The 18559-nt window shown below is 41.5% G+C and carries 15 protein-coding genes and 3 tRNA genes; 6 read left to right on the top strand and 12 right to left on the bottom strand.

From position 1 onward, the window contains the following. Positions 1 to 87: 87 nt before the first annotated feature. From CXF72_RS14790 to CXF72_RS14770, 4 genes are all read right to left on the bottom strand, one after another. Positions 88 to 711, bottom strand: a complete 624-nt coding sequence (locus CXF72_RS14790) for a TIGR04219 family outer membrane beta-barrel protein (RefSeq protein WP_101040038.1) — start codon at positions 709 to 711, stop codon at positions 88 to 90. Between the two features lie 35 nt (positions 712 to 746). Further along, positions 747 to 1184, bottom strand: coding sequence for a copper chaperone PCu(A)C (locus CXF72_RS14785; protein ID WP_101040036.1), 438 nt, complete (start codon positions 1182 to 1184; stop codon positions 747 to 749). Positions 1185 to 1471: 287 nt separating this feature from the next. Beyond that, positions 1472 to 1972 carry an acetolactate synthase small subunit gene (gene ilvN, locus CXF72_RS14775; RefSeq protein WP_101040032.1) on the bottom strand — a complete coding sequence of 167 codons (501 nt, stop codon included), beginning with the start codon at positions 1970 to 1972 and terminating at the stop codon, positions 1472 to 1474. After that, positions 1965 to 3689 carry an acetolactate synthase 3 large subunit gene (locus tag CXF72_RS14770; protein ID WP_101040030.1) on the bottom strand — a complete coding sequence of 575 codons (1725 nt, stop codon included), beginning with the start codon at positions 3687 to 3689 and terminating at the stop codon, positions 1965 to 1967. The genes ilvN and CXF72_RS14770 overlap by 8 nt, the downstream gene beginning before the upstream one ends. A 445-nt stretch (positions 3690 to 4134) precedes the next feature. On the opposite strand from CXF72_RS14770, the gene prfB reads away from it, so the two are divergent. The 3 genes from prfB to CXF72_RS14750 all read left to right on the top strand — a co-directional run bounded on the left by prfB (position 4135) and on the right by CXF72_RS14750 (position 8669). After that, a protein-coding gene (prfB, locus tag CXF72_RS14765; protein ID WP_101040028.1) for a peptide chain release factor 2 occupies positions 4135 to 5233 on the top strand; the annotation gives its coding sequence in 2 pieces (ribosomal slippage) (positions 4135 to 4209 and positions 4211 to 5233; 1098 coding nt in all). Positions 5234 to 5493: 260 nt separating this feature from the next. Then, a complete protein-coding gene (gene lysS / locus CXF72_RS14755; RefSeq protein WP_101040027.1) occupies positions 5494 to 7011 on the top strand; it encodes a lysine--tRNA ligase in 1518 nt (505 codons plus the stop codon). Positions 7012 to 7736: 725 nt separating this feature from the next. Continuing rightward, a complete protein-coding gene (locus tag CXF72_RS14750; RefSeq protein ID WP_101040025.1) occupies positions 7737 to 8669 on the top strand; it encodes an exopolyphosphatase in 933 nt (310 codons plus the stop codon). Positions 8670 to 10213: 1544 nt separating this feature from the next. On the opposite strand, the gene CXF72_RS14745 is transcribed toward CXF72_RS14750, so the two are convergent. The 8 genes from CXF72_RS14745 to rnr form a co-directional block, all read right to left on the bottom strand. Continuing rightward, positions 10214 to 10615 (bottom strand): hypothetical protein, encoded by a 402-nt coding sequence (locus tag CXF72_RS14745; protein ID WP_101040023.1) that lies wholly within the window; start codon positions 10613 to 10615, stop codon positions 10214 to 10216. Positions 10616 to 10619: 4 nt separating this feature from the next. Next, positions 10620 to 11165: a Panacea domain-containing protein gene (locus tag CXF72_RS14740; RefSeq protein WP_101040021.1), complete on the bottom strand. Its 546-nt coding sequence runs from the start codon at positions 11163 to 11165 to the stop codon at positions 10620 to 10622. Between the two features lie 1235 nt (positions 11166 to 12400). Further along, positions 12401 to 12853 (bottom strand): 50S ribosomal protein L9, encoded by a 453-nt coding sequence (rplI, locus tag CXF72_RS14735; protein WP_101040019.1) that lies wholly within the window; start codon positions 12851 to 12853, stop codon positions 12401 to 12403. A 16-nt stretch (positions 12854 to 12869) separates the two neighbouring features. Continuing rightward, entirely contained in the window at positions 12870 to 13097 is a 228-nt protein-coding gene (rpsR, locus tag CXF72_RS14730) for a 30S ribosomal protein S18 (RefSeq protein ID WP_011771657.1), read from the bottom strand. Positions 13098 to 13106: 9 nt separating this feature from the next. Next, positions 13107 to 13412, bottom strand: coding sequence for a primosomal replication protein N (gene priB, locus CXF72_RS14725; RefSeq protein ID WP_198552619.1), 306 nt, complete (start codon positions 13410 to 13412; stop codon positions 13107 to 13109). Positions 13413 to 13420: 8 nt separating this feature from the next. Beyond that, positions 13421 to 13822, bottom strand: coding sequence for a 30S ribosomal protein S6 (rpsF, locus tag CXF72_RS14720; RefSeq protein ID WP_101040017.1), 402 nt, complete (start codon positions 13820 to 13822; stop codon positions 13421 to 13423). 443 nt (positions 13823 to 14265) lie between these two features. Beyond that, positions 14266 to 15012, bottom strand: coding sequence for a 23S rRNA (guanosine(2251)-2'-O)-methyltransferase RlmB (gene rlmB, locus CXF72_RS14710; RefSeq protein ID WP_101040015.1), 747 nt, complete (start codon positions 15010 to 15012; stop codon positions 14266 to 14268). Positions 15013 to 15308: 296 nt separating this feature from the next. Continuing rightward, the gene (gene rnr / locus CXF72_RS14705; protein WP_101040013.1) at positions 15309 to 17804 is read right to left on the bottom strand and encodes a ribonuclease R; all 2496 of its coding nucleotides are present in this window, start codon (positions 17802 to 17804) and stop codon (positions 15309 to 15311) included. 183 nt (positions 17805 to 17987) lie between these two features. On the opposite strand from rnr, the gene CXF72_RS14700 reads away from it, so the two are divergent. The 3 genes from CXF72_RS14700 to CXF72_RS14690 all read left to right on the top strand — a co-directional run bounded on the left by CXF72_RS14700 (position 17988) and on the right by CXF72_RS14690 (position 18379). Then, a tRNA-Arg gene (locus CXF72_RS14700) sits at positions 17988 to 18064 on the top strand. Positions 18065 to 18105: 41 nt separating this feature from the next. Beyond that, positions 18106 to 18181, top strand: a tRNA-His gene (locus CXF72_RS14695). 121 nt (positions 18182 to 18302) lie between these two features. Beyond that, positions 18303 to 18379 (top strand) — tRNA-Pro (locus tag CXF72_RS14690). Positions 18380 to 18559 lie beyond the last annotated feature (180 nt).

Genomic DNA, 18559 nt, shown 5'->3' with positions numbered 1-18559 from the left:
CTGTTTATTATCAGTGTCTTATTGAAAAAAAGGGGCTGCAAAGCTAAGTTGCAATCCCTCCTTTTAATTTGATTTTTTTCTTTAAGCTTAAAAGTGCAATGCTAATCCGGCGAAAAGGCCTTTATTTTCCATTTTTAAACTGTTGATTTCTGCATCTTGATAACGGTAACCGGCGCGCACTGCGAGATTTAAAATTGAATCCGGGTTGAAAGTATAAGCGAGCCCCAGTTCGGCATCCGTTGCTTTATCACTTGATAGCGAGCCGCTTACCAATTCTGCAAAGGCATGTACGCCAGTGCCGGGGATCTGCAGTTTTGCTGCGGCATAAGCTTGACCCAGATTTTTACTCATATTGTCAATGTCACTTTCCAGACGGGTATAAGCCAAGCCTAAATCAAAATCGAACAAACTATTATCAAACAGCTGATAATACAATATCGCATTGGCTGTTGAACTATCGATTGTTGAGCCTGAATCTGTTTCAGTGCTTAGATCCGAATATTTCAGTTTTGCGTTGGGTAACATAGGGATGAAATGTTCGATCGCAAGGTAACCGGACAAGTTGTTGGTGTCTTTCAGCTCTTCTGAAAAAGACTGGCTAGTGCTCGTGGTACGGTAATCAATACCCGTGTATAGATCGAGATCGAGTATGGCCATGCTTGGCATGCAGACAACGCTTGCAATGACAGCAGTAACAATCTGTTTTTTCATTATATTTCCTTATTTATGTAATGGCATTAAGCATATTATTTGTGGATCTTAATTTTTTTAATCGGCGCATCAAAAATCAGTTGCTGGCCGTTATCAAAAGACAAAGACAGTGTAACTGACTCGCCCTCCTTGAGGGGCTGTTTTAGATTGAGAAACATCACATGATAACCCCCTGGCTGCAATGCAATCGAGCTTTCTGCCTTAATGATGATCTCTTTAACCTGACGCATTTTCATTAAACCATTATCCATTATATGCCGATGTAACTCGACACGATCTGCGATATCACTGCCGGCTGCAATTAGTTTAACTTCTTTTTTATGCGCATTTTTGAGCACCATAAAGGCGGCGCTGTTTTTACTGTTAGGCGGTGTCGCCCTTATATAAAGATCTTCAATGATTAATGGGCTGGCGAATAGTTGCGTGCTGATCAGTAATAATCCTGCGCTGAGCAGTGAAATCAAGCTTTTCATTAAGAGTCCTTATTTTTGGCGAAAAAGAAATAATAGATGGCGCCCGCGAATATTATCCACAAGCCAAATTTAAAGATCAATGATATGGCACCCAATAAAATAAAACTTAATATTATAATCACAGCAATAACGGTTAAGCTCATCACTGATATTCCAAACATAAACAGAATAAAAGCAGAGAGTAATAATGCGCCTAGCTCGAACATAAAAACGCCTTATAGTTAAAAAAAATGCAAAGCCCGATTGCCGGGCTTTGCATTAATAGTTCTTTTGGTATTCGTTAGGTATTAACCGCGTAATGCTTTTTCACCGCGCGCAATACCACAGACTCCTGAACGGACAACTTCTACAATTTCACTTGCATTATTAATCGTATCAATAAACGCATCTAACTTAACACCTGCCCCTGTTAATTGAATAGTGTAAAGATGCTGAGTGATGTCTACTATTTGACCTCGGTAAATATCACAGGTACGTTTTACTTCTTCACGATCTTCATTGTTAGAAGTACGTACTTTGATTAAGAGTAATTCACGTTCAACATGTGCACCTTCTGTTAATTCAGAAACACGTAACACGTCAACTAACTTGTGTAATTGCTTCATCATTTGCTCAAGTGTCGCTTTACAATCAACTTCAGTTGTAATCGTCATTCTTGATAATGTTAAATCGTTAGTTGGTGAAACGGTTAATGACTCGATGTTATATGCGCGTTGTGCAAATAAGCCAACAACACGAGCAAGTGCACCTGGTTCATTTTCTAATAATACTGAAATAATACTACGCATCGGTTCTCTCCGTTTGACTCAGGTACATGTCTTGCATACTGCCGAACTTAACTTGCATCGGGTAAACATGTTCTTCAGGGTCTATAGCTACATCAACAAAGACCACGCGATCTTTTAATTCAAATGCACGTTCTAATGCAGGCTCAAGCTGATCAATCGTATCAACTTTGATACCAATATGGTTATATGCTTCAGATAATTTAACGAAATCCGGCACGCTATCCATATAAGAGTGAGATTGGCGACCGCCATAAAACATTTTTTGCCACTGTTTTACCATACCTAATGAACGGTTGTTTAATAGCAAGATAACAACAGGAATGTTGTATTGCATGCAGGTTGATAACTCTTGAATATTCATTTGAATAGAGCCATCACCCGTTACACACACAACAGGGCGATCTGGGAATGCTATCTTACAACCCATTGCAGCTGGTAAACCAAAGCCCATCGTGCCGGCTCCACCAGAGTTGATCCATTGGCGAGGTTCTTTAAATGGGTAATATTGTGCGGCAACCATTTGATGCTGACCAACGTCAGAAGTAACGATAGCATCCCCTTTGGTTACTTTATATAAACATTGAATCACTTGTTGTGGCTTGATGTGTGTTTCAGATGTTTGGTAAGCAAGGCAGTCTTTAGCACGCCATTCATTAATTTGATCCCACCAAGCATTAATACTTTCACTGTCATTCGTTGCTTTAGTTTCTTCAAGTAGGTCTAACATCTGCTGAAGTACAACTTCAATCGATCCTACAATTGGCAGGTCCGCATGAATGTTTTTAGAAATCGATGTTGGATCGATATCTATCTGCATAATTTTTGCATTCGGGCAGAATTTATCAACATTATTGGTTACTCGATCGTCAAAACGAGCGCCGGCAGAGAAGATCAGATCTGCGTTATGCATTGAGTTATTAGCTTCATAAGTACCGTGCATGCCTAACATACCGATAAATTGTTTGTGTTCACCTGGAAATGCACCAAGACCCATTAAGGTATTAGTTACTGGTAAATTTAATTTCTCAGCTAGCTCAAGTACTTGTTTTGATGCGTTGGCAATAATCGATCCGCCACCGACATAAAACACGGGCTTTTTAGCGCCTAATAAAGCGGCTAATGCACGTTTTATTTGCCCTTTATGACCACTTAGCGTTGGTTTGTATGAACGCAGTTCAACGGATTCAGGATACTCATAGGGGAATTTGTTAAGGGGGCTTTGTACGTCTTTTGGAAGATCGATAACCACTGGTCCGGGACGGCCTGTTGATGCGATATAAAATGCTTTTTTGATCGCAATTGGAATGTCTTCAGCGGTACGGCATGAAAAACTGTGTTTTACCACGGGACGCGAGATGCCGATCATATCTGCTTCCTGGAAAGCATCATCGCCGATCCAATTGGTGGGTACTTGACCAGATAACACAACTAATGGAATAGAGTCCATGTAAGCTGTTACAATACCTGTAATACAGTTTGTTGCACCAGGGCCAGCTGTTACTAGTACACAACCCACTTTACCGGTTGCACGTGAGTATGCATCTGCCATATGTACAGCAGCTTGCTCATGACGTACTAAATAATGTTGAATTTTATCAGATTGAAAAATCGCATCGTAAATATCTAATACTGAACCACCAGGGTAACCGAAAATATGTTCAATACCTTCGTCTTGTAGTGATCGGACAACCATCTCGGCGCCGGATAACATTTCCATAACTTTCTCCTTTATACAATTGGTAAATTGCGTCACTTCCCACCTGTATCGGGTGAGGGTGAACCTTGATTACATGTGACCATGATTCATGACCTGCATTAGTGCTAGTCAACTTTACTTTAATGACAAATAATTGCATCAAATAAAAGATAAAAAAATCAACTTAATTTTGTTTTTTAGAAGAACGGCAAAATATTAGCCAAGAAGAAGGGGCTCAACAGCAATTTTCATGTCAAAGAATTAGGTACCGTCAACGGTCATTCAAGTGAATGCTTTATGCTCCGTTGAGCAAAAGTTAGGACGGCCTTACACCCCTTAAATACCCGTTCAGTAACTTTTAAGGCTGGGTTTCGAAGGATATTTATTTTTGATCTACTCTATTTATTTGTGCTCATATTGGTTAAAATTCGACTCATTTTTATCCATAGACTAATTGAGATTTTTAATGTTCGAAGTAAATCCTATTTTAAATAAAGTAAAAGATTTAACTGAGCGCGCACAAGTACTTCGGGGGTATCTTTGACTACGACGCCAAAGCTGAACGCTTGGAAGAAGTGTGCCGTGAATTAGAATCACCTGAAGTATGGAGTGAACCTGCACGCGCGCAGGCATTAGGTAAAGAGCGCAGTGCCCTAGAATTGGTTGTTGATACCATCGATGCGTTAAGTGCCGGAACAGAAGATATTCTAATGTTGGTTGAGATGGCCACAGAAGAAAATGATCAGGACAGTTTCGATGAAGCTCAAAAAGAAGTAAATGCACTGGAAAAAAAATTAGAAGTGCTGGAGTTCCGTCGTATGTTCTCGGGAAATCACGATGCCTGCTCCTGTTATTTAGATATTCAATCGGGCTCTGGCGGTACAGAAGCTCAGGACTGGGCAAATATACTCCTGCGTATGTACCTGCGTTGGGGAGAAGCTCATGGTTATAAAACCGAGTTGATGGAAGTCTCAGCGGGTGATGTTGCCGGTATCAAAGGAGCCACCATTCGTTTTACGGGCGAATATGCTTTTGGCTGGTTACGCACTGAAACGGGCGTTCACCGCCTGGTCCGAAAATCACCCTTTGATTCATCGGGGCGCCGTCATACTTCATTTGCATCTGCCTTTATCTATCCTGAAATCGAAGATGATATTGATATTCAGATTAACCCGGCGGATTTACGCATTGATGTGTACCGTGCATCGGGCGCGGGCGGGCAACACGTTAATACAACCGAATCGGCGGTACGTATCACTCACGTACCCACCAATATTGTGGTGCAGTGTCAAAATGACCGCTCACAACATAAGAATAAAGATCAGGCAATGAAGCAGCTGAAAGCCAAATTGTATGAACATGAATTACAAAAACAAAATGCCGAAAAACAGATCAGTGAAGACAGTAAGTCAGATATTGGTTGGGGCAGTCAAATACGTTCATATGTTTTAGATGATGCACGTATCAAAGATTTAAGAACCGGTATTGAGAGCCGTAATACCCAAGCGGTATTGGACGGTGGCCTGGATAAATTTATCGAAGCCAGCTTGAAGTCAGGATTGTAGCGACGAGTTGCTAGCTCATAGCTCAAAGCTCGAAGCCCATAGCTCATAGCTCATAGCTCGAAGCTCAAAGCTCAAAGCTCGAAGCTCGAAGCTCATAGCTCATAGCTCGAAGCTCATAGCCCATAGCTCGAAGCCCATAGCTCGAAGCCCATAGCTCATAGCTCGAAGCTCGAAGCTCAAAGCCCTCCCGCTTTTTATGCCGTGGGGTCGAGAATCAGATTAACAAACCAAATTTACAGTGGAAGATAATAGGAAATATCATGTCAGAGCAGAAAAAAACAGAAGCACCACAACAAGAGTTAAATGACATTATGGCACAACGTCTGGCCAAATTAGATGCCATGCGTGAAAAGGGACAAGCATTTCCGAATGACTTCCGCCGTGAAAATATCTCTGATGATTTACATACACGCTATGATGATAAAACCAAAGAAGAACTTGAAGAGTTAGCGGTTGAAGTCAGTATTGCCGGTCGTATGATGATGCGCCGTATTATGGGTAAAGCAAGTTTTGCGACTATTCAGGATATGGGCGGTCGGATTCAACTTTATGTTACCCGTGATAAGCTCCCTGAAAGTTTCTATAATACTGAATTTAAAAAATGGGATTTAGGCGATATCATTGGTGCAAAAGGCGTTTTATTTAAAACCCAAACTAATGAGTTAAGCATTAAAGTCACTGAAATCCGGATTTTAACTAAAGCACTGCGTCCGTTACCCGATAAATTCCATGGTCTTTCTGATACTGAAGCCTGCTACCGTCAGCGTTACCTGGATTTGATTGCTAATGACAGCTCGCGTCAGACATTTCTGTTACGTAATAAAATCGTTAATGCTATCCGTCAGTACTTAAATGATCGTGATTTTATGGAAGTAGAAACGCCAATGCTGCAATCTATTCCCGGCGGCGCAGCGGCAAAACCCTTTGAAACTTACCATAATGCACTCTCTTTACCTATGTATCTGCGTATTGCCCCTGAATTAAACCTAAAACGTTTAGTCGTGGGTGGTTTTGAACGTGTATTTGAAATTAACCGCAGTTTCCGTAACGAGGGCGTTTCAACCCGCCATAACCCTGAATTTACCATGATTGAATTTTATCAGGCCTATGCGGATTATATCGATCTGATGAACCTGACGGAAGAGATGTTACGCAGCATTGCAGAAAATGTACTAGGTTCAAGCATTGTGAACTACGGCGATCAAGTGTTTGATTTTGGTGCTCCTTTTATCCGTATTACCATGAAAGAATCGGTCCTGAAATACAATGAAGGCATCGAAGCTGTCGAACTTGAAAGTATGGCAAGCCTTAAAGCCTTAGCCGAACGTTTTAATGTGAATATCAAAGAGAACTGGGGTGAAGGCAAAGTCTTAACCGAAATCTTTGAAGAAACAACGGAACACAAACTGATTCAACCGACCTTTATAACGGCTTATCCGGCTGAGGTTTCCCCTCTTGCACGTCGTAATGATCAAGATCCGAGTGTGACCGACCGTTTTGAGTTTTTTGTGGGCGGACGTGAACTGGCTAATGGTTTCTCTGAGCTTAATGATTCTCAAGATCAAGCTGAGCGTTTCATGGATCAGGTTGCTCAGAAAGAATCCGGTGATGATGAAGCGATGTTCTACGATGCGGATTATATCACTGCACTGGAGCACGGTTTGCCGCCAACAGCGGGTGAAGGTATTGGTATCGACCGTCTGGTCATGTTATTTACCGACAGCCATACCATCCGTGATGTGTTGTTGTTCCCGCACATGCGTCCGCAAGCAAAATAATTGTGAAGATAGCTTTCAGTCATTAGCTGTCCGCTATTAGTTAAATTCAAAATAAGAGCCTCGTTTTTACGGGGCTTTTTTTGTCTATTTTCCCTTACGCTCCGAGTGGAAATGCCTAACCTATTTGGCTTGTTTGTTGGCCTTCGCTTGTAAGCGCTTGGTTTAACTTTTATTGTTGGTATTTTCGCCCTGACGGCGAGTAAGTTATGCTTCTAAATGCCGAAAAAAAGTAGGCCGTATACAGGGACAGTCAGAGCCTGTCCCGCTCATAAGCCTGAACTGGCGTAAATGACGGCGGCGTCCTGCCCTACGCCTTTCAGGCCGTTGTCGTAAACTCCAACGTTCAAATTTGTTCCTGATAAATTTATCGCTCCATGATTTTTGTTGCTAAAGCGTTTGGGCAGCGCAAGAAAAATGGAAGCGGGATCACCTAGCCGCATTGGATGGGTTATTCGTAAAAAAGTATGGGTTTCTAATTTATATTGTGGGTGTCCAATTTATATTGTTATATTCGTTATACAGAGAAGTTTATCAAATATAGCGTATTAGCTAACGCCAACACTGCGATAATATAACGCCAACTTATTGATGGGACGAACTTAATACGGAAATTTTTATTATCTAAACTTTAGATTTTTCTACCCTAATTAACCTACTTATAGTATGTTTTAATAAAGAGTGAATATTTAATAATAAAAACAAATAATATCTAATGGAGATAATAGATGTCGGACAAGAAAAAATATCGTTTAGTTACTCGTAGTGATTTTGATGGTTTAGTGTGTGCCATTTTACTCAAAAATATTAATTTAGTTGACGACATTCTCTTTGTTCACCCCAAAGATATGCAAGACGGGATTATTGAAATAGGGTCAGATGATATTTCGACCAACTTACCTTATGTTGATGGTGTTCATCTTTCCTTTGATCATCATTATAGTGAAACACTTCGTAATGAAAAACGAGATAATCATATTATCGATCCTGATGCTCCTTCAGCTGCTCGCGTTGTTTACGATTATTACGGCGGAGAAAAAACCTTCCCCGCTAGCTGGAAAAGTATGATGAATGCAGTCGATAAAGCTGACTCTGCTCAATTCAATAAAGAAGAAGTGTTACATGCTAAACGCTGGGAACTGCTCAATTTTATTATGGATTCTCGAACGGGTTTAGGTCGCTTCAGAAATTTTCGTATCTCAAATTATGAACTCATGATGGATCTAATTGAATTTGGGAAAGATCACAGCATTGACCAGTTACTAGAACTTCCTGATATTAAAGAACGAACCGATCTTTACTTTGAGCACGAAGAAAAATTTAAAGAACAGATTAAACGTTGTGCTACGGTGCATGGTAACTTAGTTACTCTTGATTTAAGAGAAGAGGAAATTATCTACTCAGGTAATCGTTTTGTTATTTATGCATTATTTCCACAATGTAATATTTCAATTCATATTATGTGGGGTCTTAAAAAGAAAAATACTGTTTTTGCTACCGGTAAATCTATTTTTGATCGCAGTTCAAAAACCAATGTTGGCGAATTAATGCTTAAATACAATGGTGGCGGACATAATGCAGCGGGGACTTGTCAAGTTCCACATGATCAAAGTGAAGCTAGTCTTGCAGAACTAATTTCAGCTATTAATGCAGATGGTTAACCATTTTATAAACGATAAATGATCATAAAACTCCTTCGATTAAAGCTACTTTACTTTTTCTCGAAGGAGACATTTATCTTCATAATGACAGCCCAACAAACCTCTCCGATGACTTCCTTTAAAAGCGATATCTAGCGTAAACATTAGCAATTAGATGGGTGTCCCGCTATTTTTTATCAGCCTCACCTAAAAGTGGGGCTTTTTTTATTTTTTTTTCATTACGCTCCGCGTGGAAATGCCTAACCTATTTGGCTTGTTTGTTGGCCTTCGCTTGTAAGCGCTTGGTTTAACGTTATTTGTTGGTATTCCGCTTTTGACGGCGGGTTACTTTTCTCTCAACAGCAAGAGAAAAGTAACCAAAAGAGTGCCGTTCCGAGACGTTTTTTTATCTTGCTAAATAAATCCCTTTTTAACGCACCAGTCCGGACAGCACATCCATGTGCAGAGCCGAACTTAGTAGAAACATCCATGTTTCCACTTGCTAAAGGAATTGATTGAGCAAGAAAAACGTACGGAAATTTTCGTAGCCGCATTGGTTAGATTATTTGTAAAAAGGTATGGGTGTCCAATTTATTGTTTAACGCACCAGTTCGGACAGCACATCCGTGCAGAGCCGAACTTAATGAAATCAACAAGGGCACGCAGAGCTTAGCCCGCTCATAAGCCTGAACTGGCGTAAATGACTCCGGACGTCATGCCCTACGCCTTTCAGGTCGTTGTCGTAAATTCCAACGTTCAAAATTTTTTCCGGACAAATTTGTCGCTCCATGATTCTGTTGCTAAAACGTTCGTTCATTGCAAGAAAAATGGAAGGAATCTCGTTGCCGCATTGGTTGGATTATTCGTAAAAAAGTATGGGTTTCCAGTTATTTTTCGTAGCCACATTGGTTTTTTTGTTGGCCTTCGCTTGTAAGCGCTTGGTTTAACTTTCTTTGTTGGTATTCCGCTTTTGATGGCGGGTAGATGATGAGAAACCGAAACGCAGTTTCGCAGTTCGAGGGAGTCATGCTCTCTCAACAGCAAAAGAAAAGTAACCAAAAGAATGCCGTATACAGGGGCCGTCAGAGCCTGTCCCGCTCATAATCCTGAACTGCCGTTCAATTCGCCTAGACGTTTTTTTATTCTTGTCTGCTCAATAACTTCTTAACGCACCGGCTCGGACAGCACATCCATGTGCAGAGCCGAGCCTAATGAAATCAACAAGGGCACGCAGAGCTTAGCCCGCTCATGAGCCTGAACTGGCGTTCAATTCGCTCCATGATTTCCTTTGCTAAAGTCATCGAGCAAACAAGAAAAACGTACGGAAATTTTCGTAGCCGCATTGGTTGGATTATTCGTAAAAAAGTATAGGTGTCCGATTTATCTATTACTGCCTGTGGCATAACTAGCAAAGGATCATGCCGTAGTTCTAAAAAAAGGGAGCAATATTCATAAAGGAAGATGAATGGACCGGTGCGGAACTGCATGCAGTATGGGGTCGGAGGCTAGATACTTCCGGGTACCAGATTATACCTTGGTTGGCAGTAACCACTTGAAGTATTAAGTTATTTTTGACAGTGTTTTTGATAGAACTTTAACACTTTTCTTTTAACATCTTCACTAACAGTAAAACCGTTTAAAATTCTATTGAAAACAAGATCATTACAGTCTTCTTTTACGGAGTAATTACCCTCTAATACTTGTTGCTGGATGCCTGCAACACTATATAGTTCTGCCATTTTATAATAAACAAAACTAGGTTTTACGATAAAAGGATGATCATTCATCTCAAGTACACAAGTATTATCATAAGGTGTATCTGGTTTTATAGATGATATATTAACAAGTAAAACACATTCTTTACCTTTATTAGGATAAAATTCAGGGTCACTACAAACAAAATGTAAATGGTGTTTGGAGTATGAAGGTATTAATATTGTACCTTGTCGAGTCGGAACTTGAGACACTAAGTTACACCAGAATTTGTTTCATTAGTTTTAGTTGTGTTTGTTCAGCACCTTGCTGTAACAAAGCGGTTGCGGTATCGTTAGATACGCCTTTAGCTAGTAGTATATCTAAAGTCTTTATAGGGAAGGAACTTCCATCGGGATCTTGCCATTCTTTGCAATGCTCATGTGTGTAGTTTACTATTTCCCAACGACGCATTGTACCAAACCCTTCAAACACCCGATCTAGTATTTTTGTCTCAGATAAACTTAATTCATCCAGATCATCTTCTAAAATGCCACCTTTGAGAGAAACTTCATAATTAGCTTCAGATGTAATGAAACGCCCCCAAATATCGTTTCCCCCTTGGATTAAATCATAAGTAGAGGACATAACTGGGCCATGAGGCATAGATACAAATTTATCTCCACTCATAGACTCACCCCATTTAACTAAAGCTTCTCGTTCAGCTAAGTAAAGGAGTTTTAATAGTTTCATATAAGACATTCTTCCCCCTCTTCGAATGAGAAGATAAGAAGCCATATGTGTAGCTTTCTCTTCTGAAAACATTTTTCACCTCAATTAATTTACATTAAAATTATAAACGCTTTAGCCTATATTGCAACGGTTAACCCGTTACCTTAGAACCGTTTTGTGTGTTTTTTTTTCAAAAAAAATAGAGTAAAGAGACACAACGTTTTAATCATCACTGTACATTTTAGGAGGTCTAACAGCTTTATAAGCATCACTGTGCACGAAAATCCGTGCTGTCTATAGCATGCTAAATCATCATGACAATATCTATTTAATCTCACCAAATCAAAACTTTAAGTGATTATTTAGTTAATATTGATTTGAGATAGGTATTAACGTGCGACCTATCTCCTTTTAAAAAAGATTTTAACTTATTAATTTATAAAATAAATTTAGCTATCCTCAAATATAACCTTCAGGGTGATACCTATCACCACCCAAACTTTTTAAACCAAACCAATGCGTCTACGAAATTTTCCGTACGTTTTTCTTGCTCAATTAATTTCTTTAGCAAGTGGAAAATGGAGAGAATTGAACGGCATTTCAGGCTCATGAGCGGGTTAAGCTCTGCGTGCCCTTTGTGTTTCACTAGGCTTGGTATGCACAGGCGACATAGGAATGGGACATCCAAATCATTTCTAAATAAACCAAACCAATGCGTCTACGGAAATTTCCGTACGTTTTTCTTGCTCAATCAATTCCTTTAGCAACCGGAAACATGGAGCGAATTGAACGCCAGTTCAGGCTTATGAGCGGGCTAAGCTCTGCGTGCCCTTTGATTTCATTAGGCTTGGCTCTGCATATGGATGTGCTGTCCGGACTGGTGCGTTAAAAAGGGATTTATTTAGTAAGATAAAAAAACGTCTAGGCGAATTGAACGGCAGTTCAGGATTATGAGCGGGACAGGCTCTGACGGCCCCTGTATACGGCACTTTTTGGTTACTCTTTTCTTGCTGTTGAGAAGCATGACCCTCTCGAACTGCGAAACTGCGTTTCGGTTTCTCATCGTCTACACGCCGTCAGGGCGGAAGACCAACAAAGAAAGTTAAACCATGCGCTCACAAGCGAAAGCCTACAAACAAACCAAATCAGCTGTGTGATTTTTAAGGTGTTGTAAAAAGGAAGTCATTGTCAGGGCGACAGCCTGAAAAAAATTAGCTATGGGGTTTTACAACGTTGGGGAATATTAAAAAGAAAAGGGGCCAAATTTTAGGCATAAAAATACCCGCTCGAGAGCAGGTATTTTTATCATCTTAGTTTATCAAACTGAATTACTCAGCAGGAACAACTTCAATGTTAACAATAGTAGTTACTTCAGAGTGAACTACTACAGCGATTTCGAATAAACCAGTGTTGCGTAAAGCGCCTTCAGGAAGACGAACTTCACTTTTAACAACAGGTACACCAGCAGCAGTGATTGCATTAGCAATATCACGCGTACCGATTGAACCGAATAGTTTACCAACATCACCAGCTTTAGAACCGATAACAACCTTTTCTAATGCAGCTAATGAAGCACCGCGTTTTTCTGCAGCAGCAAGGTTAGCAGCTTGTTTAGCTTCTAATTCAACACGACGTGTTTCAAAAGCTTCTAAGTTTGCTTTGTTTGCTGGAACAGCTTTTTGTTGTGGGAAAAGAAAGTTACGTGCGTAACCTGATTTAACAACAACTTTATCGCCAAGTTTACCAAGGTTAGCAACTGTATCTTGTAGGATAATTTCCATAATCTATAGCTCCTGTTTACTTGTGTAAATCTGTGTATGGTAAAAGTGACAAGTAACGTGCACGTTTGATGGCGCGCGCTAGTTGACGTTGGTATTTCGCACATGTGCCAGTAATACGGCTAGGTACAATTTTACCACTTTCAGTGATGTAATTTTTTAACGTAACAACGTCTTTGTAATCAATTTCGCTAACACCTTCAGCGGTGAAACGACAGAACTTACGACGGCGGAAGTAACGAGCCATGGTATTTCCTCAAATTTGTTCTATGTACTGAGCATGCAATACGAGTTTTCCAAGCTTATTGGCGCTTTGATGAAAAGTGATAAAACCACTTACTCTTATTTGCATACCTTTCGATAATTTATCTTTTAACTGACTGGCAAGTATTCCACTTGCTGCAACGGGCATATAACAATAAACGTTGCGTGGTAATTCAGCCTCTTCTTGCATAGAACGATGTTCAAGCACCAAATTACAGTGTTGTAAACCGCTAGGACTTTTTTTAAATGTAGGCTTTTCAGTTACTACACCCGAAAGTCGCAAAAAGTTATCAGTCACTAAGTAGCTTATGCTTCAGCTGTTGCTTCTGCTTCTGGTTCTGCTTTCACTTCTGGACGTGGAGCACGAGGAGCACGTTCAACACGCTCTTCTCTTGCTTTTGCCACTACAGAAACTTCAGTCACAGCAGCTTTAGTACGCATGATCATATTACGTAGCACTGAATCGTTGAAACGGAAAGCATTTTCCAAATCATCGATTACATTCTGGCCAGCTTCAATATTCATAAGAACATAGTGTGCTTTGTGTAGTTTGTTGATTGGGTAAGCCAATTGACGACGGCCCCAGTCTTCTAGACGATGAACTGTACCGCCAGCTTCTGTAATAGAGGCTGTGTAACGTTCAATCATACCATTAACTTGTTCACTCTGATCAGGGTGAACCATAAATACGATTTCATAATGACGCATATAAAAATCGCTCCTTACGGGTTAGTAGCTTCTTGATTTGGCTCAACCGTACCAATAGAAGCAAGGAACAAAAAAGGTGGTTGATTTAAGGCGGCAGATTGTACAATTTAGAGTCAACTTACGCAAGCAGTTATTTTGATAATAAAGGAATATTTGCGAAGCATTGTATCTGCTTGAGCGGAGCCCGAAAGCTCGAAGCTCAAAGGCTCGAAGGCTCGAAGGCTCGAAGGCTCGAAGGCTCGAAGGCTCGAAGGCTCGAAGGCTCGAAGGCTCGAAGGCTCGAAGGCTCGAAAGCTCGAAAGCTCGAAAGCTCGAAAGCTCGAAGGCTCGAAGGCTCGAAGGCTCGAAGGCTCGAAAGCTCGAAGGCTCGAAGCCCGAAGCTCAGTCCCTCCAGCCTTATCGCCTTACAGCCTTACAGCCTTACAGCTTTACAGCCTTCCCGCTTATTTCTCCCCGCGCTGGCGAACCACTTCAAACAAGCAGACACCGGTTGCTACCGAGACATTTAAGCTGGAAACGGCGCCCGCCATGGGCAGTTTAATCAGCTGGTCACAATGTTCACGGGTTAAACGGCGTAATCCTTTACCTTCCGCGCCCATTGCCAGTGCCATGCCGCCTTCTAATTTACAGTCATAGAGGCTTTGGGTAGCTTCACCCGCGGTACCGTAAATCCAGATACCTTTGTCCTGTAATGAACGCATTGCCCGTGCCAGGTTAGTGACATGAATTAAAGGCACAGATTCTGCTGCTCCACAAGCGACCTTGCGCACTACGGGGGTTAAGCTTGCTGAGTTATCTTTAGGGATAATCACAGCATGCACACCGGCCGCATCGGCACTACGCAGACATGCGCCTAGATTATGCGGATCCGTCACACCGTCTAGAATAAGTAAAAAAGGTGCTACGGTTAAACTCTCTAATAAACTGTCTAAGTCATTATCGTTTAAGACCTTAGCCGTTTTAACACGGGCAATAATTCCCTGATGTTGCTCACCTTCCGACTTATCATCCATCGCTTTACGGCTCATTAATTGAACGGAGATACCCCATTCATTTAATTTAGCAATAATATTATTAAGGCGTTCGTCTTCACGTCCTTTTAATGCATAAACTTCAATAAAACGTTCTGGTTGTTTCTCTAATAAGGCATCAACTGCATGGATGCCATAAAGTAATTCACTTTTGCTCATATTTTTCTCTAATTCTATTTGTTGATAATAGCTCAAGACTCGCAGCTCGCAGCTCGCAGCTCGAACGCTCGAACGCTCGAACGCTCGAACGCTAGAAAGCTAGAAAGCTCGAAAGCTCGAAAGCTCGAAAGCTCGAAAGCTAGAAAGCTAGAAAGCTAGAAAGCTAGAAAGCTAGAAAGCTAGAAAGCTAGAAAGCTAGAAAGCTTGCAGCTCTCAGCTCGAAGCTAGAAAGCTCGTAGCTAGAAAGCTCGTAGCTCGTAGCTCCTAGCTCCTAGCTCGAAGCTCGAAGCTCGAAGCTATTTGTTTGCCTGTTTTATTTTGTTACGGCGATCTGCGCGACCTACTTTTTTAGCTGTTGCCGTGGTTTTTTTTGTTTTTGATGAAGCTGTATTTTTTTCGCCCTGTTTTATCGTTCTTTTTCTTTTGGGCTTGTTGGCTTTTGGCTCTTGCTTAGCGGGTTCTTTCTCAACCGGCTGATCGCCTTTTTTAGCGTTATCATTGGCGCGCCCTTTAGACGCCGCTTTTGAGCGTGCTCGTTTATCTATCGGGCGATCGTTTTCACGCGCTGCCGTATTTTGAGCTCGTTTTCGTTGTCCAGCGACCGCTTGATCGGCTAATTCAAAATCGATTTTTTTATCATCTAAATTAACCGATAATACTTTCACTTCTAATGCATCGCCGATCCTAAAGGTGCGTCCTGTACGTTCACCCTTTAGGGTTTGTTTGCCCGCATCAAAGATATAATAATCAGACAGTAAACTGGTCACATGAACCAGACCATCGATCTGAATACCCGTTAAGCGTACAAAGAAACCAAAGTTGGTGACAGCGGCAATAGTGCCGTGCATTACATCACCCACATGATCCTGCATATATTCACATTTTAAAGCGTCACCTACATCACGAGTAGCATCATCGGCGCGGCGTTCAGTCATTGAACAATGCTCGCCTAAGACACCTATCTCTTCATGCAGATAATGATATCCGCCGGTATTGGTCCATTTTGATTTCAACTGACCCTTTGCCTGATGTTCGATTAAATATTTAATGGCACGGTGTAAGATCAGATCCGGATAACGACGAATAGGAGAAGTGAAATGCGCGTACTCTTCTAAAGCTAAACCAAAGTGCCCAAGGTTTTCATCTTGATAGACAGCTTGTTTCATCGAGCGTAATAACATGGTTTGTAAAAGCTCACTGTCTTCACGACCCGCAAATTCTTCAGCTAAGGCTGCATAATCACGTGGGGCCGGTTTCTCTCCGCCGGCAAGGCTTAAACCAAGCTCTGACAAAAATGAACGGAAGTTAACCAATTTTTCCTGACTGGGAGTTTCATGAACGCGGTATAACGCAGCAGCTTCTGCTTTGCCAATTAAACGTGCCGATGCAACGTTTGCCTGGATCATACATTCTTCGATGATCTTATGCGCATCGTTACGTGTTATTGGCTCGATAGATTCGATTTTACGGTTTTGATCAAAAATAAAACGCGTTTCTAAGGTTTCAAACTCCATGCCGCCGCGTATTTTACGCGCACGCTTGAAGGCTTTATAAAGGTGCTCTAACTCTTCGATATGAGGTACTAAAGGTTTGTACTGCTCGCGCAATGTTTGATCACCGTCTAAAATGGCGGCGACTTTAGTATAAGTAAAACGTGCATGGGAATTCATCACGGCTTCATAGAATTTGTAATCCGTGAGCACGCCGGCTTTAGAAATAACCATTTCACTGACCATACATAAACGGTCTACCTGCGGATTTAATGAACATAATCCGTTCGATAATATTTCCGGCAACATAGGCACAACCTGGTCGGGGAAATAGACCGAGTTACCACGATTAATTGCTTCTTTATCTAAAATAGTACCGGGGCGAACGTAATAGCTTACGTCTGCAATAGCAACCCACAGACGCCAGCCACCACCGGCTTCAGCTTTACAGAAAACCGCATCATCAAAATCGCGCGCATCTTCACCATCTATTGTGACCAGCGGTAATTGGCGTAAATCTACACGCCCTTGTATTGCTTCTGCAGGCACAGTTTCAGTAAAGCTTTCTAATTCTTTATCTAAACCTTCGGGCCATTGATGCGGAATATCATGGGTACGCAGTGCAACTTCAACTTCCATGCCGGGTTCCATATCTTGACCCAGTATTTCAGTGATTTTACCTTTTGCAGTCAAACGCGGTTTTGGACGCTGGAGAATTTCCACTACGACTATTTGTCCGTGGCGGGCACCGAGATTGTTATCTTGATTGATCAGAATATCTTGATTGATACGAGAATCATCGGGCACCACGACAGCAATTCCGTCTTCGACAAAATAACGGCCGACAATAGGCTCTTTACGTGCTTCTAATAAACGTACAAAACGCGCTTCGGTGCGGCCTCGTGAATCAACTTTAACCGGTTGGACAAGCACGATATCGCCGTGAAATAGTAAACGCATTTGATGCGCGGGTAAAAAAAGATCGCCACCTTCTTCTTCGGTTTTCAGAAAACCAAAACCATCTTTGTGGCCAATGACTTTACCTTTAATTAGATTCAATTTGTCCGGTAGTGCATAGGTCGCATTACGGCACCAGACTAACTGCCCATCACGTTCCATGGCTTTCAGACGACGACGTAACCCCTCGGCTTCCTCTTCACCGCTTAAAGAAAAAGCGTTAAACAGGGCATCACGGCTAATAGGTTTGGCTTGTTTTTCTAAATATTCTAAAATAAACTCACGACTTGGCACTGGATGCTCGTAAGTTTGCGCTTCGCGATCTAGGAAGGGGTCTTGGGTCATAATTGAAGACTCTATTTGTGGGTAAATTAGTGAAAGTATATCTGAAAATACAGAAATCATCTGATTAATGTTCCCTTGACAGGTTATTTTCAATAAAAAACACTAAAAAGAACTAAAACTTGCAAAAAACACTAGACAGACAGAGCCACAATCAGTAGTATTCGCGCCACGCTAAAGACGCGAGCACCCGTAGCTCAGCTGGATAGAGCGTTGCCCTCCGGAGGCAAAGGTCACAGGTTCGAATCTTGTCGGGTGCACCATTCTTTCGGTAGGTAAGTAAATAGTATAAGAAGTTTTAGTGGCGGATGTAGCTCAGTTGGTAGAGCCCCGGATTGTGATTCCGGTTGTCGCGGGTTCAATCCCCGTCATTCGCCCCATCCTTTTCAGATGTAAAACAGATTCTCGGTGATTAGCGCAGTTTGGTAGCGCACCTCTGAATTTGAGAAAAGAGTTGGACCAGGGGGGTACCCCACAGATGTAAACTGTAAATACAATTTTCGGTGATTAGCGCAGCTTGGTAGCGCACCTGGTTTGGGACCAGGGGGTCAAAGGTTCGAATCCTTTATCACCGACCACATTTAAAGAAACCGCTTTATGCTTAATCGCAGAAGCGGTTTTTTTTCGTCTGTAGTTTACGGCAACGGGTAAAAATAATTAGTTTGCTCGTACACTGAGCTGTCGCTTTACAAGATTGCTCGTACACTGAGCTGTCGCTTTACAAGATTGCTCAGACACTAATAAGCTATTCCGTTTAT

This window comes from Psychromonas sp. MB-3u-54 (genome assembly GCF_002836415.1).
In the GTDB taxonomy this organism is placed as follows: domain Bacteria; phylum Pseudomonadota; class Gammaproteobacteria; order Enterobacterales; family Psychromonadaceae; genus Psychromonas.
The sequence above is the reverse complement of the archived record's forward strand: the minus strand, read 5'-3'. Positions and strand labels throughout refer to the sequence as shown.